The sequence below is a fragment of the Variovorax sp. Varisp36 genome (genome assembly GCF_047304235.1).
GTDB lineage: Bacteria > Pseudomonadota > Gammaproteobacteria > Burkholderiales > Burkholderiaceae_C > Variovorax.
Window position 1 is genome coordinate 19,722 of the sequence record NZ_JBGLYU010000004.1, and the last position, 25,054, is coordinate 44,775.

24 protein-coding genes, 1 tRNA gene and 1 riboswitch are annotated in these 25,054 nt (G+C 64.9%); of the genes, 13 read left to right on the forward strand and 12 right to left on the reverse strand.

Annotated elements, in window-relative coordinates:
* Positions 1-18 precede the first annotated feature (18 nt).
* The 12 genes from ACCD11_RS03765 to ACCD11_RS03820 form a co-directional block, all read right to left on the reverse strand.
* The gene (locus tag ACCD11_RS03765) at positions 19-1,266 is read right to left on the reverse strand and encodes a tyrosine-type recombinase/integrase (RefSeq protein ID WP_413312470.1); all 1,248 of its coding nucleotides are present in this window, start codon (positions 1,264-1,266) and stop codon (positions 19-21) included.
* A gap of 193 nt (positions 1,267-1,459) precedes the next feature.
* A tRNA-Pro gene (locus tag ACCD11_RS03770) sits at positions 1,460-1,536 on the reverse strand.
* 26 nt (positions 1,537-1,562) lie between these two features.
* Positions 1,563-2,021 (reverse strand): MerR family transcriptional regulator, encoded by a 459-nt coding sequence (locus ACCD11_RS03775; protein WP_007832504.1) that lies wholly within the window; start codon positions 2,019-2,021, stop codon positions 1,563-1,565.
* A 64-nt stretch (positions 2,022-2,085) separates the two neighbouring features.
* A complete protein-coding gene (locus ACCD11_RS03780) occupies positions 2,086-2,457 on the reverse strand; it encodes an integration host factor subunit alpha (RefSeq protein ID WP_042673257.1) in 372 nt (123 codons plus the stop codon).
* Between the two features lie 5 nt (positions 2,458-2,462).
* Entirely contained in the window at positions 2,463-4,904 is a 2,442-nt protein-coding gene (gene pheT, locus ACCD11_RS03785) for a phenylalanine--tRNA ligase subunit beta (protein ID WP_413312472.1), read from the reverse strand.
* A gap of 40 nt (positions 4,905-4,944) precedes the next feature.
* Positions 4,945-6,021 carry a phenylalanine--tRNA ligase subunit alpha gene (gene pheS, locus ACCD11_RS03790; protein WP_413312474.1) on the reverse strand — a complete coding sequence of 359 codons (1,077 nt, stop codon included), beginning with the start codon at positions 6,019-6,021 and terminating at the stop codon, positions 4,945-4,947.
* A gap of 112 nt (positions 6,022-6,133) precedes the next feature.
* Positions 6,134-6,493 carry a 50S ribosomal protein L20 gene (gene rplT, locus ACCD11_RS03795; protein WP_007832499.1) on the reverse strand — a complete coding sequence of 120 codons (360 nt, stop codon included), beginning with the start codon at positions 6,491-6,493 and terminating at the stop codon, positions 6,134-6,136.
* A gap of 24 nt (positions 6,494-6,517) precedes the next feature.
* Positions 6,518-6,721, reverse strand: coding sequence for a 50S ribosomal protein L35 (rpmI, locus tag ACCD11_RS03800; RefSeq protein WP_007832497.1), 204 nt, complete (start codon positions 6,719-6,721; stop codon positions 6,518-6,520).
* Positions 6,722-6,875: 154 nt separating this feature from the next.
* Positions 6,876-7,499 carry a translation initiation factor IF-3 gene (infC, locus tag ACCD11_RS03805; protein WP_413312617.1) on the reverse strand — a complete coding sequence of 208 codons (624 nt, stop codon included), beginning with the start codon at positions 7,497-7,499 and terminating at the stop codon, positions 6,876-6,878.
* Between the two features lie 101 nt (positions 7,500-7,600).
* Positions 7,601-9,508, reverse strand: coding sequence for a threonine--tRNA ligase (thrS, locus tag ACCD11_RS03810; protein ID WP_413312478.1), 1,908 nt, complete (start codon positions 9,506-9,508; stop codon positions 7,601-7,603).
* Between the two features lie 325 nt (positions 9,509-9,833).
* Entirely contained in the window at positions 9,834-11,165 is a 1,332-nt protein-coding gene (aceA, locus tag ACCD11_RS03815) for an isocitrate lyase (protein WP_413312480.1), read from the reverse strand.
* Positions 11,166-11,370: 205 nt separating this feature from the next.
* The gene (locus ACCD11_RS03820; RefSeq protein WP_413312482.1) at positions 11,371-11,784 is read right to left on the reverse strand and encodes a gamma-glutamylcyclotransferase; all 414 of its coding nucleotides are present in this window, start codon (positions 11,782-11,784) and stop codon (positions 11,371-11,373) included.
* 38 nt (positions 11,785-11,822) lie between these two features.
* On the opposite strand from ACCD11_RS03820, the gene ACCD11_RS03825 reads away from it, so the two are divergent.
* From ACCD11_RS03825 to ACCD11_RS03885, 13 genes are all read left to right on the forward strand, one after another.
* A complete protein-coding gene (locus ACCD11_RS03825; protein WP_413312483.1) occupies positions 11,823-12,746 on the forward strand; it encodes a DMT family transporter in 924 nt (307 codons plus the stop codon).
* Positions 12,747-12,901: 155 nt separating this feature from the next.
* Positions 12,902-13,345, forward strand: a complete 444-nt coding sequence (locus ACCD11_RS03830; protein ID WP_007832487.1) for an SWIB/MDM2 domain-containing protein — start codon at positions 12,902-12,904, stop codon at positions 13,343-13,345.
* Between the two features lie 255 nt (positions 13,346-13,600).
* Positions 13,601-14,257: a TetR/AcrR family transcriptional regulator gene (locus ACCD11_RS03835; RefSeq protein ID WP_413312486.1), complete on the forward strand. Its 657-nt coding sequence runs from the start codon at positions 13,601-13,603 to the stop codon at positions 14,255-14,257.
* 143 nt (positions 14,258-14,400) lie between these two features.
* A complete protein-coding gene (locus tag ACCD11_RS03840) occupies positions 14,401-15,366 on the forward strand; it encodes a tripartite tricarboxylate transporter substrate binding protein (RefSeq protein ID WP_413312488.1) in 966 nt (321 codons plus the stop codon).
* 27 nt (positions 15,367-15,393) lie between these two features.
* Positions 15,394-16,167: an ABC transporter permease gene (locus tag ACCD11_RS03845; protein WP_042673261.1), complete on the forward strand. Its 774-nt coding sequence runs from the start codon at positions 15,394-15,396 to the stop codon at positions 16,165-16,167.
* Between the two features lie 38 nt (positions 16,168-16,205).
* The gene (locus tag ACCD11_RS03850; RefSeq protein ID WP_413312490.1) at positions 16,206-17,207 is read left to right on the forward strand and encodes an ABC transporter substrate-binding protein; all 1,002 of its coding nucleotides are present in this window, start codon (positions 16,206-16,208) and stop codon (positions 17,205-17,207) included.
* 156 nt (positions 17,208-17,363) lie between these two features.
* Entirely contained in the window at positions 17,364-18,143 is a 780-nt protein-coding gene (locus ACCD11_RS03855; RefSeq protein ID WP_413312492.1) for an ABC transporter ATP-binding protein, read from the forward strand.
* Between the two features lie 11 nt (positions 18,144-18,154).
* A complete protein-coding gene (locus tag ACCD11_RS03860; protein ID WP_413312493.1) occupies positions 18,155-19,585 on the forward strand; it encodes an enolase C-terminal domain-like protein in 1,431 nt (476 codons plus the stop codon).
* 42 nt (positions 19,586-19,627) lie between these two features.
* Positions 19,628-20,791, forward strand: coding sequence for a Gfo/Idh/MocA family protein (locus ACCD11_RS03865; protein ID WP_413312495.1), 1,164 nt, complete (start codon positions 19,628-19,630; stop codon positions 20,789-20,791).
* A gap of 10 nt (positions 20,792-20,801) precedes the next feature.
* Positions 20,802-21,989, forward strand: coding sequence for a dihydrodipicolinate synthase family protein (locus ACCD11_RS03870; protein WP_413312497.1), 1,188 nt, complete (start codon positions 20,802-20,804; stop codon positions 21,987-21,989).
* 8 nt (positions 21,990-21,997) lie between these two features.
* Positions 21,998-22,876, forward strand: a complete 879-nt coding sequence (locus ACCD11_RS03875) for a sugar phosphate isomerase/epimerase family protein (RefSeq protein WP_413312618.1) — start codon at positions 21,998-22,000, stop codon at positions 22,874-22,876.
* A 196-nt stretch (positions 22,877-23,072) separates the two neighbouring features.
* A complete protein-coding gene (locus ACCD11_RS03880) occupies positions 23,073-24,164 on the forward strand; it encodes a DNA glycosylase AlkZ-like family protein (protein WP_413312499.1) in 1,092 nt (363 codons plus the stop codon).
* 104 nt (positions 24,165-24,268) lie between these two features.
* Positions 24,269-24,432, forward strand: a riboswitch (FMN riboswitch).
* A 95-nt stretch (positions 24,433-24,527) separates the two neighbouring features.
* Complete coding sequence (locus tag ACCD11_RS03885; protein ID WP_007836561.1) at positions 24,528-25,040, forward strand: 6,7-dimethyl-8-ribityllumazine synthase; 513 nt, start codon at positions 24,528-24,530, stop codon at positions 25,038-25,040.
* Positions 25,041-25,054 lie beyond the last annotated feature (14 nt).

Below are 25,054 nucleotides of genomic sequence, written 5' to 3' on the forward strand. Positions count from 1 at the left end.
ACCCGACAGGAGCCGTTCTCATGCGGCCGCTTTCAACTCAACCGCCGAACTCGCTTTGGTAGCCAGCACGTCCAGATAGTCCGCCCACCGCTGGAGCATCACGGCGCGCTGCTTGAGGTACTGAGTACGGTTATAGGCGCGCCCATTGGCATCCTTGACGGCGTGCGCCAGCTGAGCTTCGATCACCAGTGGATCGATCTCCAGCGTTTCGGCCAGCAGGGTTCGGGCTGTCGCCCGGAAGCCATGAACCGTCTGCACGGTCGGGCCGTACCCCAGGGTCAGAAGCGCTGCGCGCAGGGTGTTGTCCGAGATCGACCGTTCATGACTACGCTCGCCCGGAAAGACCAGCGTACTGTGGCCTGTAATGGGATGCAGCTTGCGCAGCAGCTCCACAGCCTGCCTGGGCAGCGGTACCAAGTGCGGATCACCATGTTGCTTGCCATCGATGCGCCGCTTCATCCGCGCAGCGGGCACGGTCCAGAGCGCTCCGTCGAGATCGATCTCGGCCCAGGCCGCCGCTCGAAGTTCGCTGGGGCGTTGAAAAAGCATGGGCGCCAGTTGAAGCGCCGTACGCACGATGGCTCCGCCTTGGTAGCCCCGGATGACGCGTATCAGCGTCCCCAGTTGGGCCGGATCGGTGATCGCCGCAAAGTGCCGCTTCTTGTGGGGCGTGAGTGCCCCCTTGAGATCCGCCGTGATATCGCGCGGCGCCCGCGCAGTCGCCACCGCGTAGCGCCACACCGCGCGTGCCGTCATCAGGACGCGGCCGGCCATGTCGAGAGCGCCACGCTCCTCGACACGGCGTAGGGCCGCCAACAACTCGATGGCCTCGATTTCGCTGATGCGACGAGCAGCAAAGTACGGAAAAAGATCCTTTTCCAGGTTGCGCTTCTCGCGCGTGGCGTAGTGGCCGCTCCACCGTGTATGGTGCTTGTCGAACCACTCGAGCGCGGTCTCTCGAAAAGTGTCGCCGGTGTTCACGGCCGCCTTGAGCTTGACGACCTGCCTCGCCTGAATGGGGTTGATCCCGGCCGCTTTCTGCGCCTTGGCCGCATCACGCGCCTTGCGCGCCGCAGCGAGGCTCACGTCGGGATAGGAGCCCAAGGCGAATTTCTTCTCGACTCCCTCGATCCTGAACTTCCAGAACCATCGGCGAGAGCCCGAGGCCGTGACTTCCAGATAGAGGCCTCCTGCGTCGGAATAGCGTGCCTGCCTGCGGTCAGGCGGACAGGAGGCATTGCGGCATGCGGCATCGGTCAACGGCATGGGGTACATCCAGGGGGGTGGGGGTACAAAACTGCCGTCCCGGGGCGTTCAAGAGGTTTGTACCCCCTTCTGTACCCCCACTTGGCGCTGGCAGTCACCGGATTTCAGTGTATGCCTCCGGACTCCTTTCGCCCAGCTTCCCAATGAAAAAGGGCGTCCGGTGGATGAAACCGGACGCCCTTGGACATTTAAATGGTCGGTGTGAAAGGATTCGAACCTTCGACCCCTTGCACCCCATGCAAGTGCGCTACCAGGCTGCGCCACACACCGAAGCTCTCGATTATAGCGGTTGAAATTCAGCGTCCGATGGTCAACAGCTCACGAATTTCAAAGAGTTCGCGCCGCAGGTGCAACAACTGCGACAGATCGACCGTCTGCGCAGCAGCGGGTGCAGCGGACTCCTGCACCACCGCGGCGTCGAATTCTTCCTGATCGATCTCGATGGCCTCCACGCCTTCAAGCGGCACCTCTCCTGCCTTGCGACGGTCGCGCTCGCCCTGCACGAGTTCCTGCAGCTTGTTGCGCGCTCCGCTGATCGTGAAGCCCTGGTCGTAGAGCAGATCGCGGATGCGGCGGATCATCAGCACCTCGTGGTGCTGGTAGTAGCGGCGGTTGCCGCGCCGCTTCATCGGCCGCAGCTGCGTGAACTCCTGCTCCCAATAGCGCAGCACGTGCGGCTTGACGCCACACAACTCGCCGACCTCACCGATGGTGAAGTAGCGTTTGACGGGAATCGGTGGGAGCGTTTTCTCCATTGAAATCAAGACTGTGCGCGGGAAACCTTAGAGATTACTCCACCCGGGCGCACAGCACCAAGCACTATTCCGCGCCCAAGCTCCACTCGACTTCGGCTGCGCCGTTCTGGTCGATGCTTCCGTGAATCTGTTCCTTGAGCTTGGCGCTCGCGTGGAACGTGGCCACGCGGCGCTCGCCGATCGGAATCGCCTCGCCGGTGCGCGGATTGCGGCCCGGCCGAGGCGCCTTCACGCGGATCTGGAAGTTGCCGAAGCCCGAGATCTTCACGTCCGTGCCCTCGATGAGGCTGTTGGCCACGAGTTCGAAGAACGCCTCGACCATGTCCTTGGACTCACGCTTGTTCAGGCCGATCTGCTCGAACAGCAGGTCGGCCAGATGCGCCTTGGTGAGCGCGGGCGTTTCGAGAGCCTCGAGCGTGAATTCGGCAGCGTTCATTCCCGTCATCCCCTCAAGCGGCCGCCGAGCGAGGCGCCCAATTGTTCGACGATTGCGCGGACCGCAGGTTCGACCTGCTCGTCCGTCAAGGTGGCGCCGTCGTTCTGGAAGGTCAGGCGAACCGCCATGCTCTTCTCTCCTTGGGCCAGTGCACCGGGCGCAACCACGGCACCATCGCGCAATGGCTGCGGACGATAGATGTCGAACAGCGTCACGTCGCGCAGCAGACCCTGTGCGGCTGTTGCCGTGCGAATGGCCTGTACCAGTGCATCGTGCGTGACGGCTTCGGCCACGACGACGGCGAGGTCGCGCTCCACGGCCTGGTGCTTCGGCACGGGCTGCGCAACCGGCACGGGGCGTGCAGTGACGGCGTCGAGGTCGAGTTCGAACAGCACTGGCGCCTGGGCGAAGTCCCACTTCTGGCGCCAGCGCGGATGCAGTTCACCGACGAAGCCGATGGCCTTGCCATCGACCAGCACACGTGCCGAACGGCCCGGGTGCAGCGCAGGATGCTCAGCCACTTCGAAGACCGGCACGAGCGGTGCAAGCAGTGCCTCGACGTCGCCCTTGACGTCGTAGAAGTCGACGCGGTTCGGCTTGCCGTCCCAGCGCGCCTCGTCGGCATCGCCCCAGGCGAGGCCCGCCACGCGCATCGGCTGATTCACGCCGCGCACGGTGCTGTCGGTGGTGACGACGCTGTCGTCGCGCATGAACACGCGGCCCAGCTCGAACACGCGCACGCGCGGCGCCTTGCGATCGAGGTTGAACTTGAGCACCTGCAGCAGCGAGCCGAGCAGCGACGAGCGCATCACGCTCATCTGGCTGGCGATGGGGTTCAGCAGCTTGATCGGGTTGGCATTGCCTGCGAGGTCTTGCTCCCAATGCGCTTCGACGAAACTGAAGTTGATCGTTTCCTGATAGCCCAGCGCTGCGACGCTGCGGCGCACCGCGAACCGGCTGCGCTGCGCCTCGGGCCGCACGCGGGCGGTGATGGGTGCGAGCGGTGCGATGGTCGGCAGGTTGTTGAAGCCGATCAGGCGCGCGACCTCTTCGATCAGGTCTTCTTCGATCAGCAGGTCGAAGCGGTGCGGCGGCGGGGTCACAGTCAACGTGCCCTCGCCTTCGGTGATCGCGAAGCCGAGGCGATTCAGCGCGTCGGCGCATTGCGCTTGCGTCAGCGGCATGCCGATCACGCGCGCCGCACGCTCGACGCGCAGCGTGACGGGCACGGCCTCGGGCACGCGCAGCGTCTGGTCGTCCATCCTGCCAGCCTCGCCGCCGCAGATTTCAATGATCAGCTGCGTGATGCGCTCGATGATCTGCACCGTGCGGCTCGGATCGACACCGCGCTCGTAGCGGTGACCCGCGTCGGTCGAGAAGTTGAAGCGGCGCGAGCGGCCCTGCACCGCCTCCGGCCACCAGAAAGCGGCTTCGACGTAGATGTTGCGCGTGTCGTCGGACACCGAAGTGGCGTCGCCGCCCATGATGCCGGCGAGGGACTCGACCTCGCGGTCGTCGGCGATCACGCCGACCTTGTCGTCCACAGTGATCGTGTTGCCATTGAGCAGCTTGAGCTGCTCGCCCGCCTTGCCCCAGCGCACCGTGAGGCCACCGTGGATCTTGTCGAGGTCGAAGATGTGGCTGGGCTGGCCGTACTCGAACATCACGTAGTTCGAGATGTCGACCAGCGGCGTCACGCTGCGTTGGCCGCAGCGCGCGAGGCGCTCGACCATCCATGCCGGCGTGGCGACCTTGGTGTTCACGCCGCGTACGATGCGGCCCGAGAAGCGGCCGCACAGGTCGGGCGCCTCGACCTTGACGGGCAGCACATCAGAGAACGACGTGGCCACGGCCGCGATGGCCGGCGTCTTCAGCGGTGCGCCGGTGAGTGCGGCGAGTTCGCGCGCCACGCCGTACACGCTGAGGCCGTGCGCCAGGTTCGGCGTGAGCTTCAGGGTGAGCAACGCGTCGTCCAGCTTGAGTACGTCGCGCACGTCGGCGCCGATGGGCGCATCGGCAGCGAGTTCAAGCAGACCGCCGTGGTCTTCGCTCAGCTTCAGTTCGCGCGCCGAGCACAGCATGCCCTGGCTCTCGACGCCGCGCAGCTTGCCCAGCTTGATGAGAAAGGGCTTGCCGTCTTCGCCCGGCGGCAGTTCGGCACCGACCAGCGCGCACGGCACCTTGATGCCGACGCGCGCATTCGGCGCGCCGCACACGATGTTGAGCAAGGCGCCCTGCCCCGCGTCGACCTGGCACACGCGCAGGCGATCGGCGTTGGGGTGCTGCACCGCTTCCTTGATCTCGCCGACCACGATGCGCGTGAAAGGCGGCGCCACCGGTCGGCGCTCCTCGACCTCGAAGCCGCCCATGGTGAGCGTTTCGGCCAGTGCGGCGCTGTCGATGGGCGGGTTGCAGAACTCGCGCAGCCAGGATTCCGGGAATTGCATCTCTTCGATCTCGATCTGGTTTTTCTATCTGTGGAGGGGCTCACTGGAACTGCGAGAGGAAACGCAGGTCGCCGTCGAAGAACAGGCGCAGGTCGTTCACGCCGTAGCGCAGCATGGTGAGCCTGTCGGGGCCCATGCCGAAGGCGAAGCCGATGTATCGCTCGGGGTCGAGCCCCATGTTGCGCACCACGTTCGGATGCACCTGGCCCGAGCCGGCCACCTCGAGCCAGCGGCCGGCCAGCGGGCCGCTCGCGAACTGGATGTCGATCTCGGCGCTCGGTTCGGTGAACGGGAAGAAGCTCGGGCGGAAGCGCAGCACGAGGTCATCGCGCTCGAAGAAGGTGCGGCAGAAGTCGGTGAAGACAACCTTCAGGTCCTTGAAGCTCACGTTCTCGCCGAGCCACAGGCCTTCGCACTGGTGGAACATGGGCGAGTGGGTGGCATCGCTGTCGACGCGATAGGTGCGGCCCGGCGCGATCACGCGGATCTCGGGCGCCTTCACGGTGCCGGTGGTGTCGGCTGCAGCAGCGGCGAATTCGGCCGCGTACTTCTTGATGTGCTGATGCGCGTAGCGAACCTGCATCGGGCTGGTGTGCGGACGCAGGTTGTAGGGAATGCCGTCGTCGCCATTCAGGTCGACGTAGAAGGTGTCCTGCATCGAACGTGCAGGATGATTCGGCGGGTTGTTGAGCGAGGTGAAGCTGTGCCAGTCGCTCTCGATTTCGGGGCCGTCGGCCACGTCGAAGCCCATGCTCGAGAAGATCTCCTCGATGCGCTCCAGGGTGCGGCTCACGGGATGCAGTCCGCCGGAAATGCGGCGACGGCCGGGCAGGCTCACGTCGAGCGCTTCGGCGCGCAGTTGCAGCGAGAGTTCTTCGTCGGCCAGTTGCTGGCGGCGGTCGGTCAGCGCGGCCTCGATGGACTGCTTGCCCACGTTGATCGCGGCGCCGCGGGACTTCTTCTCTTCGACACTCAGCGCGGCCATGCCCTTCATCAGCTCGGTGATGCGGCCCGACTTGCCGAGGAACTGCGCCTTGGCGTTTTCGAGCTCGGCGGGCGTCTTCGCTTCGGCGAAAGCGGCGCGTGCGGTGTCGACCAGGGAGTCCAACTCGTTCATAGCAACAAAAATCTTCGAGGGGAAATAAAAAAGAGCTGGAGCCTTTTCAAGCGCCAGCCCTTGAGCCGTGGGCGCAAGAAGCCGTCCGGAGACGGCGACCTGCTGTGCAAAATCAAGCAGCCAGCTTGGCCTTGACCTGCTCCACGATGCCGGCAAAAGCGGCCTTGTCGTGCACGGCGATGTCCGCAAGCATCTTGCGGTCGATCTCGATACCGGCCTTGCGGATGCCGTTGGCGAACTGGCTGTAGGTCAGGCCCAGTTCACGCGAGGCGGCGTTGATACGCGCGATCCACAGCTGACGGAACACGCGCTTCTTGGTACGACGGTCACGGTAGGCGTATTGGCCCGCCTTCATCACCGCCTGTTTGGCGACGCGGAAGACATTGCCGCGGCGACCGCGGAAACCCTTGGCGAGTGCGAGAACTTTCTTGTGGCGGGCGCGAGCCGTTACACCACGTTTGACGCGAGGCATGTGTGTACTCCTTGTTCGTCTGAGTTAAATGCCACGGCCGGGCAGCATGGCGGCGACAGAAACCATGTTGGTCTCATGCACTGCGACTGCACCACGGAGGTGACGCTTGTTCTTGGTGGTCTTCTTCGTCAAGATGTGACGCTTGAAGGCTTGACCGCGCTTGACGGTGCCACCGGGACGAACGCGGAAACGTTTTTTCGCGCTGCTCTTGGTCTTCATTTTGGGCATGTGAATGCTCCTTTAGTTTGTGCTCGTGAGGCGCCATGGATGCTCCACGGACTTGTTGGCCCCGAGACACTTCTTTATCTCGCCCCTGCCCGCTCTTCTTTCAAAGTGCCGGCAACGGCGAAATCCCTTCAAAACCCTGACTGCTGCAAACGCCTCAGGCAGTTGCAGCCGGCGCCGTTGCCGGCGCAGCGTCTGCTGCCGGCTTGGGAACCCCGCCGCCGGCCTTCTTGCGGCCCGGCGCGATCATCATGATCATCTGCCGGCCTTCGAGCTTCGGGAACTGCTCGACCATGATCAGGTCGCCCAGTTCGTCGCGAATGCGCTGCAGCAATGCCAGACCCAGCTCCTGGTGCGTGATCTCGCGGCCGCGGAAGCGCAGCGTGATCTTGCATTTGTCGCCGTCCTCAAGAAAGCGCTTGATGTTGCGCATCTTGATGTTGTAGTCGCCATCGTCGGTACCGGGCCGGAACTTGATTTCCTTGACCTCGATGACCTTCTGCTTCGACTTCGCCTCGGCTGCCTTCTTCTGCTCGTGGTACTTGAACTTGCCGTACTCGATCAGGCGACATACCGGCGGGTTGGCCGCCGCGACGACCTCCACCAGATCCACATCGGCCTCGCCGGCGAGGCGCAAGGCCTCCGAGAGGCTCATAACACCCAATGGCTCGTTTTCCGGGCCTACAAGGCGGACTTCCGGGGCCATGATTTCCCGGTTCAGGCGGTGTTGGCGTTCCTCGCGGTGGCGGCGGTCGCGAAATGCAGTAGCGATGGTCAGAATCCTTCAAAAATTGCTACAAAATCTGTAGCGAACGCCGGTCAGTCCTCGCGGACAAGCGGGACGATCTGGCTAGGAAACATATGGGGTGTTTCAGAGGCAAATCAACGCTTGTCGGCAACGTCCTGGACGAGCCGTTGCACGAACGATTCGAGGGACATTGCTCCGAGGTCTTGATTGCCCCGGGCGCGCACTGCGACGGCACCTGCTTCCTTTTCCTTGTCGCCCACGACGAGGATGTAAGGGAGCTTTTGCAACGAATGCTTCCGTATTTTATACGTAATCTTCTCGTTGTGCAGATCCAGCTGGACCCTAAGCCCTTGATTCTGCAGCGTTTTCGCCACTGAAGCAGCGTAGTCGGCCTGCCCTTCGCTGATGTTGAGCACCGCCACCTGCACCGGAGCGAGCCATGCGGGCAGTGCGCCGGCATGGTGTTCGATCAGCATGCCGATGAAGCGCTCGAGGCTGCCGACGATGGCGCGATGCAGCATCACGGGGTGCGCGCGGCCGCTCGATTCCGTCACGTACTCGCCGCCCAGGCGCTCGGCCGTGTTGAAGTCGACCTGCATCGTGCCGCACTGCCACTGGCGGCCCAGCGCGTCCTTCAACGTGTATTCGATCTTCGGGCCGTAGAAGGCACCATCGCCCGGCGAGATGATGAAGTCGACGCCCGAACGGCGCAGCGCCTCCATCACCGCATGCTCGGCCTTGTCCCACAGTTCGTCGGAGCCGACGCGGTTGTCGGGCCGCGTGGCCACCTTGTAGAGGATGTCCGTAAAGCCGAAGTCGGCATAGACCTTCTGCAGCTGCTCCGTGTACGCGATGCACTCGTCGAGGATCTGGTCTTCCGTGCAGAAGATGTGGCCGTCGTCCTGCGTGAAGCCGCGCACGCGCATGATGCCGTGCAGCGCGCCACTGGGCTCGTTGCGGTGGCACTGGCCAAACTCGCCGTAGCGCAGCGGCAGGTCGCGGTAGCTGCGCAGGTCGCTCTTGAAGATCAGCACATGGCCCGGGCAGTTCATCGGCTTGAGCGCGTATTCGCGCTTTTCCGACTCCGTCGTGAACATGTTGTCGCGGTAGTTCTGCCAGTGGCCCGTTTTCTCCCACAGGCTTTTGTCGAGGATCTGCGGACCCTTCACTTCCCAGTAGCCCGTGTCGCGGTAGATGCCGCGCATGTACTGCTCGACCTGCTGCCACACGGCCCAGCCCTTGGGGTGCCAGAACACCACGCCCGGCGCCACTTCGTCGATGTGGAACAGGTCGAGTTCCTTGCCAAGCTTGCGGTGGTCGCGCTTCTCGGCTTCCTCGATGCGCTGGATGTACTGGTCGAGCTGCTTCTTGTCGGCCCAGGCCGTGCCGTAGATGCGCTGCAGCTGCTCGTTCTTGGCGTCACCGCGCCAATAGGCGCCGGCCAGCTTCGTGAGCTTGAAGACCTTCAGGAAGCGCGTGTTCGGCACGTGCGGGCCGCGGCACATGTCGACGTATTCCTGGTGGTAGTACAGGCCCATGGCCTGCTCGTCGGGCATGTCCTCGACGAGGCGCAGCTTGTAGTCTTCGCCGCGCGACCTGAAGACCTCGATGACTTCGGCGCGGGGCGTCATCTTCTTGATCACGTCGTAATCCTGCGCGATCAGTTCGCGCATGCGCGCCTCGATGGCGGCCATGTCCTCGGGCGTGAAGGGGCGCTCGTACGAGATGTCGTAGTAGAAGCCCTCGTCGATCACGGGCCCGATCACCATCTTGGCCGCCGGATAGAGCTGCTTCACCGCGTGGCCGACCAGGTGGGCCGTCGAGTGGCGGATGATCTCCAGGCCCTCGTCGTCCTTGGGCGTGATGATCTGCAGCCTGGCGTCGTGGTCGATGACGTCGCTGGCATCGACCAGCCGGCCGTCGATCTTGCCGGCCACCGTCATCTTGGCGAGCCCGGGGCCGATGGACTGGGCGACTTCGGCCACCGAAACCGGGCCGGGGAACTCGCGGCGCGAGTTGTCGGGGAGCGTGATCTGGATCATGTGGAAACCTCGGGAGAAAAACAAAAAAGCGCGGTGGATGCCGCGCTTTGCCTGGTTGAAGAGCTGGCGGAAACCAGCGAGCGCGGGGCTACCGGCCTTTTCCTTCGAAGAAGAAAAAGCCGCTGAATCCTTGCGGAGTAGTTCGCGGTGTCATAACCAAGATGCCTTTCTCGCTCTTGTTGAGTGCAGAGGCGGGGATTCTAACTTCTGCCCGTTCAAGCCGCGGCCGCGGCGCCGTGGAGCCCCGGCGCCTCGTCGGGTTGCCCATAAAAAAGCCCGGCGCGTGGCCGGGCTCGAGAGTGACAGCGAAAACCGCGTCCGCGGATCAGTGGAACTGCTCTTCCTCGGTCGAACCCGACAGCGCCTTCACACTGGACGAGCCGCCCTGGATCACGGTGGTCACGTCGTCGAAGTAACCCGCGCCCACTTCCTGCTGGTGCGACACGAAGGTGTAGCCCTTGTCGCGCGCGGCGAACTCGGGTTCCTGCACCATGTTGACGTAGTGCTTCATGCCTTCGCCGCGGGCATAGGCGTGGGCGAACTGGAAGGTGTTGAACCAGTTGACGTGGATGCCGGCCAGCGTGATGAACTGGTACTTGTAGCCCAGCTCCGACAGGTCTTCCTGGAACGAGGCGATTTGCTTGTCGTCGAGGTTCTTCTTCCAGTTGAAGGAAGGCGAGCAGTTGTACGACAGCAGCTTGCCGGGGCAGGCAGCGTGCACCGCCTGTGCGAATTCGCGGGCGAAGCCGATGTCCGGCACGCCGGTTTCGCACCACACCAGGTCGGCGTAGGGCGCGTAGGCCACGCCGCGGCTGATGGCTTGCTCCAGGCCGTTCTTCACGCGGTAGAAGCCTTCCTGCGTGCGCTCGCCCGTCAGGAAGGGCTTGTCGTTGGCGTCGTGGTCGGAGGTGATCAGGTTCGCGGCTTCCGCGTCGGTGCGGGCCAGCACGATGGTGGGCACGCCCATGACGTCGGCGGCAAAGCGTGCCGAGATCAGCTTCTCGCAGGCTTCCTGTGTCGGCACGAGCACCTTGCCACCCATGTGGCCGCACTTCTTCACGGCGGCCAGCTGGTCTTCGAAGTGCACGCCGGCCGCGCCCGCGGCAATCATGTTCTTCATGAGTTCGAAGGCGTTGAGCACACCGCCGAAACCGGCTTCCGCGTCGGCAACGATGGGCAGGAAGTAGTCGATGAATTCCTTGTCGCCGGGGTTGATGCCGCGGCCCCACTGGATTTCGTCCGCGCGGCGGAAGGTGTTGTTGATGCGACGGACCATCGTCGGCACCGAGTCGTACGCATAGAGCGACTGGTCGGGGTACATCGTCTCCGACGTGTTGCCGTCGGCGGCGACCTGCCAGCCCGACAGGTACACGGCTTCCAGGCCGGCCTTGGCCTGCTGCATCGCCTGGCCGGCGGAGATAGCGCCGAACGCGTTCACGTAGCCCTTCTTGGCGCCGCCGTTGATCTTGTCCCAGAGTTTCTCGGCACCGCGCTTGGCCAGCGTGTGCTCGATGGGGAAGGAACCGCGCAGGCGCACGACGTCTGCCGCGCTGTAGCCGCGCTTGACACCCTTCCAGCGGGGGTCGGTGGCCCATTCTTTTTCGAGGGCGGCGATCTGCTGTTCTCGGCTCAGTTGTTCTGTGAGGGTCTGGGGCATGGTCACTCCGTGAGGTTGATTGAAGTTTGGCGCTGCGGCCGTGGAGTTACTTTAATCGAATCGCAGACTCTTATGTCTTATATAAGACATATTTTTCATCAAACAAAATCAACAACTTATGGAGATATTTCTCAATGCAAAATTATTTTTCTCATATTGAGAAAAAATATTGCAGCGCAACAGCCGTGGATTTCGCTATGCGCAATCAGTCTTTCGGTTGTGAAAACCAGGCATCGTCGCGCGCCGCATGTGCGATCCAGTCGCCGCTTTCGATCACACGACGGCCCGCGATGCGCGCTGGATGGATCTCGTAGACCAGGCAGTCGAACCAATGGCTGCCAACCTCCACCCGCACCTGTCGTTTGACGTACTCACCCGAGCCGTCGGCAGCCACCTCTTCGAGCACATCGAGCGCCGCCTCGACGGCGGGCTCGATGACGTAGACCTCGCCCCTCACACGCCGCGTCCCGCCCAGCACGACGCCCGGATAGGCGCCCAGGTCGTACAGCGTGCCGGCGATGCCCGCCTCGCCGATCCACGCCGGCGCGGGCCGGTAGCGCGCGATGTCGTTGCGCCCGCCGCGGCGCAGCGTGCCGTAGACAAAAACGTGGGGCATCATCGAAATCGCTTTCTCCGCAACTACATGGCTGCAGTCTATTGAACTCCGCTACCCCTGCATCAGGCCGCCTCGTGGCCTACGGCTGCCTGGCCTTGAGCATGTCGCTCGTCGGCGGCTACGTCGCCCTTTCCAAACCTCTTGTTGCGGCCTTTCCGGTGCTGCTGCTTGCTTGGCTGCGCTTCGGCATCGCCGCGCTGGCCATGCCGCATTGGCTCAAGCGCGCGACCGACGAGCCACCGATGGCGGCGCGCACGCGCTGGCTGGTGTTCCTCGAGTCCTTCCTCGGCAACTTCATGTTCTCGATCTGCATGCTGTTCGGCGTGAGCCTGACGAGTGCTGTGTCCGCGGGCGTCATCATGGCGTCGATCCCCGCATGCGTGGCCGTCGCGAGCTGGCTCTTCCTGCGCGAACGCATCACCGTGCGCATCGGCCTGGCCATCGGCTGCGCCGCGCTCGGCATCGGCCTGCTCGCGTTGTCGCCAGCGCACGCGCAGGCATCGCCCGCCTCCACGCAATCGTCCATGCCCTGGCTCGGCAACCTGCTGGTGTTCTGCGCGGTGCTGTGCGAGACGGCGTATGCGGTGATCGGCAAGTCGCTCACGGGGCGGCTGGGGCCCAAGCGCATCGCCTCGCTCATCAATCTCTGGGGCTTCGTGCTCTCGATGCCCTTCGGCATCTGGTTCGCGCTGCAGTTCGACTTCACCTCGGTGCGCTTCGGCACCTGGGCGCTGCTCGTGGCCTACGCGCTTGCCGCGAGCATCTGGACGGTGTGGCTCTGGATGACCGGACTTCGCAACGTACCAGCCGCACAGGCGGGCGTTTTCGCCGTGATGCTGCCCGTGAGCGCGGCCCTCGTGGGCGTGCTCGTACTGGGTGAAAGCCTCTCTTCGCCACAGCTGGTTGCGTTCGTGATCGCGCTCGTGGGCGTGGTGCTTGCAACGTGGCCCGGTCGCCGAACGTGAAAAAGCGCGCTTCTCCCCTCTGAAAAAACAACAGCTCCCAATGAAAAAAGCGCTTTTTCCCTTGGAAACGCGTTTCTTCTCATTTAGCATCCGCATTGCCACTGGAGACGCAAGTTTTTCATTGGTGAACGTTCAACCAAAAAAGGAAATCAACCATGGCAACTGCAAAGAAGGCTCCGGCCAAGAAAGCTCCGGCAAAGAAGGCCGCTCCCGCGAAGAAGGCTGCGGCTCCTGCAAAGAAGGCCGCTCCGGCCAAGAAGGCAGCGGCACCCGCCAAGAAGGCTGCTCCTGCAAAGAAGGCTGCTCCGGCGAAGAAGGCTCCTGCAAAGAAGGCCGCTCCCGCCAAGAAGCGCACCCCCAACGCTGCGTTCATGAAGGCCCTGACCCCCAGCCCGGCCCTGGCCGCTGTGGTCGGTTCGACGCCTCTGCCGCGCACCGCTGTGGTGAGCAAGCTGTGGGACTACATCAAGAAGAACAACCTGCAAGACAAGGCCAACAAGCGCAACATCAACGCCGACGCCAAGCTGAAGGAAATCTTCGGCAAGCCGCAAGTGTCGATGTTCGAGCTGGCCGCGCTGATCGGCAAGCACGTCAAGTAAGCGCTCGGGGGCTTCGCGCTCCTGAATCAAGAAGCCCGCTCTGCGGGCTTTTTTTTCGCCTGCAGCGCCGCGTTCGACCCTGCGAGTGCCGCTGCTTCGCCGAGCGCGGGATCCGACCCGGCACTCGACGATCAGGTGGCCCGCGGGTTGTGATGTACTCATGAGAAGTAGAACCTCAGCTGCAATGTCCTCGGCAATTCTCTGTGCCCACTCCAGGCGCCTTGCGTTAATTCACCAATTGGTTAAATTCTCGCCATGAAGGCCCTCAAGGAACCCACGCCCGAAGCGCTCGAGCCCCGCTCGCGCGACGCAGACCGTTCGCAGCTCGCCATCCTCGCGTCCGCACGCGACGAGTTCGCGGAGCGCGGCCTTGCCGGTGCGCGCATGGACAGCATCGCCGAGCGCGCAGGCCTCAACAAGCGCCTCATCTACTACTACTTCGGCAGCAAGGACGATCTGTTCCTCGCGGTGCTGGAGCGCGTCTACGCCGACATCCGCGCGGCCGAGCAGCGCCTGCACCTCGACGAGATCGAGCCGGTCGAGGCCATCCGCCAGCTGGTGTCGTTCACCTGGCACTACTACCTCGAGCACCCCGAGTTCATCACGCTGCTCAACAGCGAGAACCTGCACTGCGCGGCACACCTGAAACGCTCCGAACGCATCCAGGAAATGAACTCGCCACTGGTGCAGCTGCTCGACACGGTGCTCGAGCGCGGCCGCCGCGACAAGCTGTTCCGCGCCGGCGTGGACCCGGTGCAGCTGTACATCTCCATCGCGTCGCTCTGCTACTTCTATCTCTCGAACAACCACACGCTGTCGGCCATCTTCGGGCGCGACTTGCGCGCACCCAAGGCGATGGCGCAACGCCTCTCGCACATGACCGACCTCGTGCTGGGCTACGTCCTGCACTGAGCCTCAGCGCACCTTCGCACACCCCGGGTATTCACTAGGCAGCAGCCGTTGACGCTGCGGCGCAGCCGTTTCTACAATGAATAATTCACTCAATGGTGAATTGATCGATTCGAGAAGACGGCCCGACCGCGCGGAGACATTCCATGAAGTTCCTTGCCTCGCTGACCTGCGTCCTTGCCCTGCTGCCGTGCGTGGCCTCCGCGCAGGGCGCCTACCCCAGCAAGCCGATCCGTGTGGTCGTGCCCTTCGCGGCCGGCAGCACCACCGACATCATTGCGCGTGCCATCGCCGACAAGATGAGCCTCAGCATGGGCCAGGCGCTGGTCATCGACAACCGAGGCGGCGCGAGCGGCACCATCGGCCAGCAGGCGGTGGCCACGGCCACGCCCGACGGCTACACGGTGATGATCCACTCGTCGTCGCATACGGTGAGCCCCTCGACCTTCGCCAAGCTGCCCTTCGACACGCTGCACGACTTCGCAGGCGTCACCCCCATCTCGTCGCTGCCCAACGCGCTGGTCATCTCGCCCACGAAGAACATCAAGACGCTGCCGCAGCTGCTTGCCGCCGCGCGCGCCAAGCCCGGCAGCATGAACTTCGCCTCTGCCGGCCAAGGCAGCGCCACGCACCTGAACGCCGAGAAATTCAAGATGGCCGCGAAGATAGACGCCACCAACATCCCCTTCAAGGGATCGGGCGAGGCCGTCACCGAGGTGCTCTCGGGCCGCGTCGACTATTACTTCTCGCCCATCGCACCGGTCATCGGCCAGATCAAGGAAGGCCAGCTGCTGGCGCTGGCCGTCGGTTCGCCCAAGCGCGCCGCCGCCCTGCCCGACGTGCCCACGACCACCGAAGCCGGCGTGCCCGGCTCCGAATTCAACTTCTGGATCGGAATGATGGCGCCCGCCAGGACCCCGCGCGACATCGTCGAGCGGCTGAACGCCGAAGTGGCGAAGGCGCTGGCCTCGCCCGAGGTGAAGGAGCGCTTCGCCAAGCTCGGCGCCGATGCATGGACGCTCAAGCCCGAGCAGTTCGACGCCTACATCAAGGAAGAAATCGCCAGCAACGCGCAGCTCGTGAAGGCCGCCGGCCTGTCGGTGCAGCAGTAAACACGCACGCACGCCTCGATGCCCGCCATGTTCCGCAAGCTCCTGCTCTCTCCGGCCCTGCGTCCTTTCATCCTGATCCTGTTGCTGCTGGTGCTGTGGGACCTGGCAATCCGCCTCTTCAGGATTCCGGCCTACCTGATCCCGCCGCCGTGGGAGGTCGTGAAGCAGCTCGTCGCCGAATGGCCGCGCCTGCTCGGCGAGAGCTGGAAGACCACGCTCGCCACGCTCGGCGGCTTCGGCCTGACGATCCTGATCGGCATTCCGATCGCGATGGTCATCGCCTACTCGCGCGTCGTCGAGTCGTACGTGTACCCGCTGCTGGTGTTCTCGCAGAGCATCCCCAAGGTGGCGATCGCGCCGCTGTTCGTGGTGTGGTTCGGCTTCGGCATCTTCCCGAAGGTGATCAGCGCCTTCCTGCTGGGCTTCTTCCCGGTGGTCGTGTCCACGGTGATGGGCTTCAAGTCGGTCGAGCCCGACATGCTCGACCTGGCCCGCTCGATGGGCGCGAGCCGCCTGCAGACCTTCTTCAAGATCAGCCTGCCGCAAGCCATGCCCGCGATCTTCAGCGGCCTGAAGGTGTCGGTCACGCTGGCCGTGGTGGGTGCGGTGGTCGGCGAGTTCGTCGGCTCCAACTCGGGCATCGGCTACGTGCTGCAGGTGGCCAACGGCAACTTCGACCTGCCGCTGATGTTCGCCGCGCTGGTCGTGCTGTCGAGCATCGGCGTGATTCTTTTCGTCGCCGTCGACCTCATCGAGCGCGTGATGATTCCGTGGCACGCCTCGCAGCGCCACGCCCAATGAGTTCCTTCGCCAAGCCAACAACTCCCGGAGACAAGACCATGAAGAAGCTGCTTTCCTCGCTGCTCGCCGCCGCAGCGCTCGTCACCTTCGCTATCGCTCCCGCCCACGCGCAGGCCGACAAGCCCAAGGACAAGGTCACGCTGATGCTCAACTGGTACCTCTACAGCGAGCACGCGCCCTTCTTCCTCGGCAGGGAAAAGGGCTTCTACGCCGACGAAGGCATCGACCTCGAGATCCAGGAGGGCCGCGGCTCCGCCGTCACCGCGCAAGCGGTGGCCGCCAAGTCGGCCACCTTCGGCTACATCGACGTCACGACCATGATCAAGGCCGCCGCCAAGGGCGCGCCGCTGAAGTCGACCGGCGTGCTGTTCCAGGTGAGTCCGATGTCGGTCATGGGCTTCACCGAGAAGAACATCAGGGTGCCGAAGGACATCGTCGGCAAGACCGTGGCCGTCACGCCCGGCGATTCGATGTCCCAGATGTGGCCGCTGTTCCTCAAGGTCAACAACATCTCGCCGGACCAGGTGAAGATCGTCTCGGGGGACGCCCAGACCAAGCTCAATGCAGTGACCAACGGCCAGGCCGACCTGCTGCTGGGCTATGTGATGGACCAGGCGATCAAGCTGCAGGACGCTACCGGCAAGCCGGTGACGCCGATCCGCTTTGCCGACTCCGGCGTGAACCAGATCAGCTCCGGAATCATCGCCAACAAGAACCTTCTGACCGAGAACCCCGACCTCGTGAAGCGCTTCATGCGCGCCTCGACCAAGGCCGCCGAAGCCGCCGAGAAGAGCCCCGAAGCCGCTGTCGATGCGATGCTCAAGGCCAACCCTAAAGCAGGCGTGCGCGACACGCTGATCGTGGGCATGAAGCAGAGCGTGGCGCTCTATCACACGAAGGAAACGGCCAACCAGCGCCCGTTCCGCGTCGCGATGAAGAACGTGAACGACTCGCTCGACCTGCTGGTGCAGTACGGCGGCATGGACCCGTCGACGCGCGGCAAGCCTGAAGACTATGTGACCCTCGACTTCCTGCCGTAAGCAGGCTCGCCCCCAGGCTCCGCGCACTTCGTGTCGCTTCTCCTTCCCCCTACCGGGGGCAACACCTGCGGCCCGGCAAAGCCGGTTCCGCGGTGTTCCCCGAAAAGACCTCAGCATCCCGGCGCCTCGTCCGCTTCCGTCCTTTAACTACTCTCCATGTCCAGTGATGTCCTGATCGAGGCGCGCGGCGTCTCGAAGACCTACCAAAGCAAGGACGGCCCGGTCGAGTCGCTCAAGCCTCTAGCCTTCTCCGTCAAGGAAGGCGAGTTCGTCTCCGTCGTCGGCCCCTCGGGCTGCGGCAAGAGTACGCTGCTGAAGATGGTGGCGGGCCTGCTGCCCATCAGCGGCGGCGAGCTCACGCTGGCGGGCAAGCCGATCAAGGGGCCGCAGAAGGACGTGGGCATTGTGTTCCAAAGCGCGGTGCTGCTCCCCTGGCGCAGCGTGGAAGACAACATCCTGCTGCAGGCCGAGATGCGCCACCTGCCCAAGGCGGCCTCGCAAGCCCGCGCACGCGAGCTGATGGAAATGGCTGGCCTCAAGGGCTTCGAGGGCAAGTACCCCTGGCAGCTCTCGGGCGGCATGCAGCAACGCGCCTCGATCTGCCGCGCGCTGCTGCACGACCCGTCGGTGCTGCTGATGGACGAGCCCTTCGGTGCGCTCGACGCGATGACGCGCGAGAAGATGAACCTTGAGCTGCAGCGCATCTGGATGGCGTCGAAGAAGACGGTGATGCTGATCACCCACAGCATCCCCGAGGCGATCTTCCTGTCGGACCGCGTGATCGTGATGAGCGAGCGGCCAGGTTCGATTGCCGCTGTTTACGACATCGACCTGCCGCGCCCCCGCACGCTCGACATGATGGGCTCAGCCGAGTTCGGCGCGTACACGAAGCTGGTGCGCGCGCATTTCTTCTCGCAAGGCATCCTGGACCACTGAAGGCACCGGCCATGGATGCAATCCGTTTTCATGTCGAGGAGATCCGCTTTGCCGAGCGCGACGTGGCGCTGCGGCTGCCGTTCCGCTTCGGTGCGGCGACCGTCACGGCCTGCCCGCAGGTCTATGTGAAAGCCCGCATCCGCTTTTCAAACGGCCGCACGGCCGAGGGCTGCGCCGCCGAGATGATGGTGCCCAAGTGGTTCGACAAGAACCCGGCGCTCACCAACGAACAGAACTTCGAGCAACTGCGCTTTGCGCTGCGCGATGCGCGCGAGGCCTATATCGCCGAGCCCGATGCGCAAACCGCGTGGACACACTTCGCATCGAACTACGCGGCGCTGCAGGCGCGCGCCAAGGCCAAGGGCCTGCAACCGCTCGTGGCCAGCTACGGCCCTGCACTGATCGACCGCGCCCTGCTCGACGCGCTGTGCCTGCGCAGTGGCGTGAGCTTCGCGACGGCCATGAGCGGCAACCTCTGCGGCCTCGACATCGCAGGCAGCGGCCTCGCGGATGACCTCACCGGCTTCGACATGCCGGCCTTCCTGGCGAAGCAATCGCCGCGCACTCGCATCGCGGCGCGCCATACGGTGGGCCTGGCCGATGCCATCGACGACTACGACGCCCTGCCGGACGCCCCCGCCGACGGCCTTCCGAGGACTCTCGAAGCCGCCGTGCGCCGCTACGGCCTCACGCACTTCAAGCTCAAGCTGTGCGGCAACACCGCACAGGACATCGCGCGCCTCCAACGCATCGCCCACGTCATCGACGAGCACGCGCAGTTGGTGACGCTCGATGGCAACGAGCAATACGCCGACGCCGATGCGTTCGCCACCTTCCTGGACCGCATGCTGTCCACGCCCGTGCTCTGGAAGCTCGCGCAGAAGACGGTCTTCGTCGAACAGCCAATCCGCCGCGACGCGGCGCTGCAGCGCGACGTGTCCGCGCTGGGCAAGCGCATTGCGCTGCTCATCGACGAATCGGACGCCACGCTCGATGCCTTCGTGCAGGCCCGCGCGCTGGGCTACACCGGGGTGTCGAGCAAGAGTTGCAAGGGTTTCTACAAGTCGGTCGTCAACGCGGCGCGCTGCGCGCAGTGGAACTCGACCGATGATGCCGCACGCTACTTTCTCTCAGGCGAAGACTTGACCATGCAGGCCGGCCTGGGCGTGCAGCAAGACCTGGCACTGGTCGCATGGCTCGGCCTGTCGCACGTCGAGCGCAACGGCCACCACTATGTCAACGGCCTGGCCGCGGCGCCCGAAGCCGAACAGCAGGCCCTGCTGCGCGCCCACCCGGGCCTGTACGAACTGAGCGACGGCGCTGTGCGCCTCGCCATCCGCGAGGGCCAGCTCGACCTGTCCTCGCTTACCACCGCGCCCGGCTTCGCCACCGGCAGACCCGGCGCCGGCATCTCCTGGGACGCCATGCGTTCCGTCTACTGAAGCCAACTTCTCAATCTCTCTCGCATCTCAAGGAAGAAAACGATGGCCACCCAACGTCTAGGAATCATCATGCACGGCGTCACCGGCCGCATGGGCATGAACCAGCACCTGATCCGCTCGATCTGCGCCATTCGCGCGCAAGGCGGCGTGACGCTGTCGAACGGCGACAAGGTCATGCCCGACCCGATCCTCATCGGCCGCAACGCCGAGAAGATGGAAGCGCTTGCCAAGGCCCACGACATCGCGCGCTGGGGCACCGATCTCGACAAGGCGCTCGAGAACAAGGACGACTCCCTCTTCTTCGATGCCGGCACCACGCAGATGCGCCCCATGCTGTTGGCCAAGGCCATCCGCGCCGGGAAGCACGTGTACTGCGAGAAGCCGATCGCCACTAACCTGAACGAAGCCGTTGAGATCGCGCGCCTGGCCGAAGGATCCGGCTTGAAGCATGGCGCGGTGCAGGACAAGCTCTTTCTCCCGGGCCTGCGCAAGCTCGACATGCTGCGCCGCGCCGGCTTCTTCGGCCGCATGCTCAGCGTGCGCCTGGAGTTCGGCTACTGGGTGTTCGAGGGCGACCTGCAGCCCATCCAGCGCCCGAGCTGGAACTACCGCAAGGAAGACGGCGGCGGGATGATCCTGGACATGATGTGCCACTGGCGCTATGTGCTGGACAACCTGTTCGGCGAAGTGAAGTCGGTGAGCTGCCTGGGTACCACTCACATCCCGAAGCGCTGGGACGAAGCCGGCAAACCCTACGAAGCCACCGCCGACGATGCCGCCTATGCCACCTGCGAACTCACGGGCCACAACGGCGAGCCGGTGATCGCGCAGATCAACATGAGCTGGGCGACGCGCGTGCGCCGCGACGACCTCGTGACCTTCCATGTGGACGGCACCGATGGCTCCGCCGTCGCGGGCTTGTCGAGCTGCCGCGCGCAGAGCCGCGTCGCCACGCCGCGCCCGGTGTGGAACCCCGACGAGAAGCAGACCATGAACTTCTTCGACCAGTGGCAGGAGATTCCGGATTCGCAGGTCTACGACAACGGCTTCAAGATCCAGTGGGAGCACTTCATTCGCCACGTGGTCGAGAACGAGCCCTACAAATGGACGCTGCCCGAAGGCGCCAAGGGCGTGCAGCTGGTCGAGGCCGCACTCGAGTCGTGGAAGGACCGCCGCTGGGTCGACGTGCCCGCGCTGAAAGTCTGAGGCAGGCAGCATGGCACTTTCGCTGACCCTCCCCACCGCGAGCGGCACCCTCGCGCCCTACGCCCTGCGCGGCAGCGCACCGGTCAAGCCCGATGCGTGCGTCAAGTTCAACCGCATCGCCTACTCGGCCGCGCACGTCGTAGCCGACCCGCTCGCGGCCATCGACCCATGGCTGCAGTGCGCGATCGACTGGGACACCACCATCGCCTACCGCCGCCACCTGTTCTCGCTGGGCCTGGGCGTGGCCGAGGCCATGGACACCGCGCAGCGCGGCATGGGGCTCGACTGGCCGACCTCGCTGGAGCTGATCCGACGTTCGCTCGATGCCGCGAAGGACGTGCCGGGCGCGCTGGTCGCTTCGGGTTGCGGCACCGACCACCTCAACATCGACGACGTGAAGAGCGCCGACGACGTGATCCGCGGCTACGAAGAGCAGATGGCCGCCATCGAGGCGCTCGGCGGCAAGCTCATCGTGATGGCCAGCCGAGCGCTGGCCCGCGTGGCCAAGAGCCCGGCCGACTACGAGCGCGTGTACGACCGCATCCTGCGCCAGGCGAAGCAGCCGGTGGTGCTGCACTGGCTCGGCGACATGTTCGACCCGGCGCTGGCCGGCTATTGGGGCACGAAGGATGTCGATGCAGCGATGGACACCGCCGTGGGCATCATCGCGGCGCATCCAGGCAAGGTCGACGGCATCAAGATCTCGCTGCTCGACAAGGACAAGGAAATCGCGATGCGCCGGCGGCTGCCCCAGGGCGTTCGCATGTACACGGGCGACGATTTCAACTACGCCGAGCTGATTGCGGGCGACGGGTTCGGAAATGAGCCGACGCACGGCCAGAGCGACGCACTGCTTGGCATCTTCGACGCCATCGCTCCCGCCGCGAGCGCCGCGCTGGGCGCACTGGCCCAGGGCCACACCGAGAAGTTCCACGCGATCCTCGGCCCCACGGTGCCGCTGTCCCGCCACATCTTCGCGGCGCCCACGCGCTTCTACAAGACCGGCGTGGTATTCATGGCCTGGCTCAACGGCCACCAGAAGCACTTCACGATGGTGGGCGGCCAGCAGAGCACGCGTTCGCTGCAGCACTTCGCCGAACTGTTCAGGCTGGCCGATGCGGCGAACCTGCTGGAGCAACCCGAGCTGGCCGTTCGGCGCATGAAGACGCTGCTGGCACTGCACGGCGTGGAAGGATGAGCAAGGCCATGCGCGATTTCTCGCAGAACCACGACTGGCTGTCGATCAACACCGCCACCATCCGCAAGCAGTCGGGCTCCGAGGTGCCGCTCGACCGAATCATCGACCAGTGCGCCGAACGCGGCATCCGCGCCATCAGCCCCTGGCGTGACCAGGTAACGGCTGTCGGGCTCGACAAGGTGGCCAAGCAGCTGAAAGCGCACGGCATCGGCCTGTCGGGCTACTGCCGGGGCGGCTTCTTTCCCGCACCCGACGCTGCAGGCCTGAAAGCTGCGCTCGACGACAACCGCCGCGCCATCGACGAAGCGAAGACGCTCGGTGCACCCTGCCTAGTGCTCGTGGTCGGCGCGTTGCCCGGTGCGCTCGAAGGCAAGGCCGCCTACAAGGACATCGGCCGCGCGCGCGGCGAGGTGCACGACGGCATCGCAGCCTCGCTCGAATACGCCCGCGAAGCCGGCATGCCGCTGGCCATCGAGCCCCTGCACCCGATGCAGGCGGCCGACCGCGCGTGCATCAACACGCTGGAACACGCGCTCGACCTGTGCGACGAACTCGATGCGGACAAGACCGGCATGCTCGGCGTGGCCCTGGACATCTACCACGTGTGGTGGGACCCGAAGCTGCAGCAGCAGATCGCCCGCGCCGGCCGCGAGCGGTTGCTGGCTTACCACGTCTGCGACTGGCTCACGCCCACGCGCGACCTGCTCTCCGACCGCGGGATGATGGGCGATGGCGTGGTCGAACTGAAGAAGATCCGCGGCTGGGTGGAGGACGCGGGTTTCGCTGGGTTCAGCGAGGTCGAGATCTTTTCGAACCTCGATTGGTGGCAACGGGCCGGCGAAGAGACGCTGGATGTTTGCATCGAGCGGCACAAGCGGGCCGTCTAGGCGCTCGGGTTCTGCTCCGCTAGCGCCGGCAGTCCAACCGCTCTGCCGAACGCTCACGCCGGCGGGGTGCCTTGCGCAGCGAAATACAGGGGGAGGCCGAAGGGGTCGGAGGACATTCGCGGAGCAAGGCACCCCGTCGGCGTGAGCGCGCCCTGAACACCTCGCGAACAGCAGCCACCTGTGCTGCAATTCGCCCATGGCTGCCACGACCCTCGACGACCTGCGCCGATACGCAATAGCGCGCACCCTGTTCAAGCCGACCACGCTGCCGGGCGCGATCCGCCGGCTCGGCTTCGTGCAGGCCGATCCGATCCGCGCACCGGCGCGCGCGCAAGACCTCACCCTGCGCCATCGCGTGAAAGACTACCGCGCAGGCGATCTCGAGAACCGCTACACGCGGCTCGCCATCGAGGAAGACTGCCTCGTCAACTACGGCTTCCTGCCGCGCGAGCACCTGGCGCTGATGCATCCGCGCGAAGCCAAGCGCGCATGGGACGCCGACACGCGGCGCAAGGCAGCCGATGTGCTCGCCTACGTGCGGGAACACGGCCCCGTGCACCCGCGGCAGGTGGAACAGCACTTTGCACACGGCCGCATCAAGAACTACTGGGGCGGTTCCAGCAACGCGACCACGCACCTTCTCGACGAGATGCACTACCGCGGCATGCTGCGCGTGGTGCGGCGCGACAGCGGCACGCGCGTCTACGAAGCCGTGACGCACCAGCCCGCCGACGACAGCCCCGCCGGCCGCGCCCAACGCGCCGCCGCGCTGATCGAACTGGTGGTGCGCAAGTACGCGCCGCTGCCGGCCGCGAGCCTGACGTACCTCGTGCGGCTGCTCGGCTATGGCGCGCCGCACCTGTCGCAGCAGACGCAGGCGGCTCTGCGCATCGCCCGCGAAGAACTCGCGAGCTGCCGCATCGACGGCACTACGTGGTACTGGCCTGCCGACGAGAACCCCGTCTCGCGCCGGCACGCCCCCGACGACGCGGTGCGCCTGCTGGCGCCGTTCGATCCGGTCGTGTGGGACCGCCGCCGCTTCGAGTTGCTATGGGACTGGACGTACAAGTTCGAGGCCTACACGCCGGCGCCCAAGCGCCAGTTCGGCTACTACGCGCTGCCGATGCTCGTGCACGACCGAGTGATCGGCTGGGCCAACGTGACGGCGCCCGAGGGCCGGCTGCAGCCGGCTTTCGGCTACGCCGGCAAGAAGCCACGCGACGCGGCCTTCCGCGCGGCGCTGGACGACGAACTGCACCGCATGACGCAGTTCCTGGCCGGGCGCTGAGCCCGGACAAAATCCCCTTGCGCCCGAAGGTCTGGCGCGCGGGCGACAACCGCGCGCGGCAACGGGCTTCTAGAATCGCGCCGTTGTCCGGTTCGCCGGACGGCAAGCGTTCTCAGGGCGGGGTGCAATTCCCCACCGGCGGTGATGGCGGCGTAAAAAACCGCACAAGCCCGCGAGCGCCCGAGGCTGCGCAAGCAGGCCTAGGGGTCAGCAGATTTCGGTGCGATTCCGAAGCCGACGGTCACAGTCCGGATGAAAGAGAGCGCGAAATGCGGGCGAGCCCGCGCGTTCTGCCGTGAGCGCGCGGCCTGCCTTGCGGTTTCGTGCGCCCTGATTCAGGAAACCTGCTTTCAGAGGCACACCATGAGTCAGATCAACGACCTTCCCCTCTCCGCCATCACCGCGTCGAATGCATCGCGTGGCGAGCGCATCGCCTTCGTCGAAGCGCAATGGCATTCGGACATCGTCCACCAGGCACGCGACGCCTTCCTCGAAGAAATGGCGCGCCTTGGCGTGGCCCGCGAACGCATCGACATCTTCGACGTGCCGGGCGCCTTCGAGATCCCGCTGCACGCCAAGCGGCTCGCCAGCTCGGGCAAGTACGCGGCCATCATCGGGTGCGCGCTGGTGGTCGACGGCGGCATCTACCGCCACGAGTTCGTGGCGAACACGGTAGTCAGCACGCTGATGTCGCTGCAACTGGAAACCGACGTGCCGATCTTCTCGGCCGTGCTCACGCCGCATCATTTCCACGAGCACGTGGAGCACCGCAAGTACTTCCACCGCCACTTCGCGGTCAAGGGCACGGAAGTGGCCGAGGCCTGCTTCAAGACGCTCGAAGGGCTGAAGAAGGTCGACGCGCTGCTGGCGGCGTGACAACAGGCGCAAGC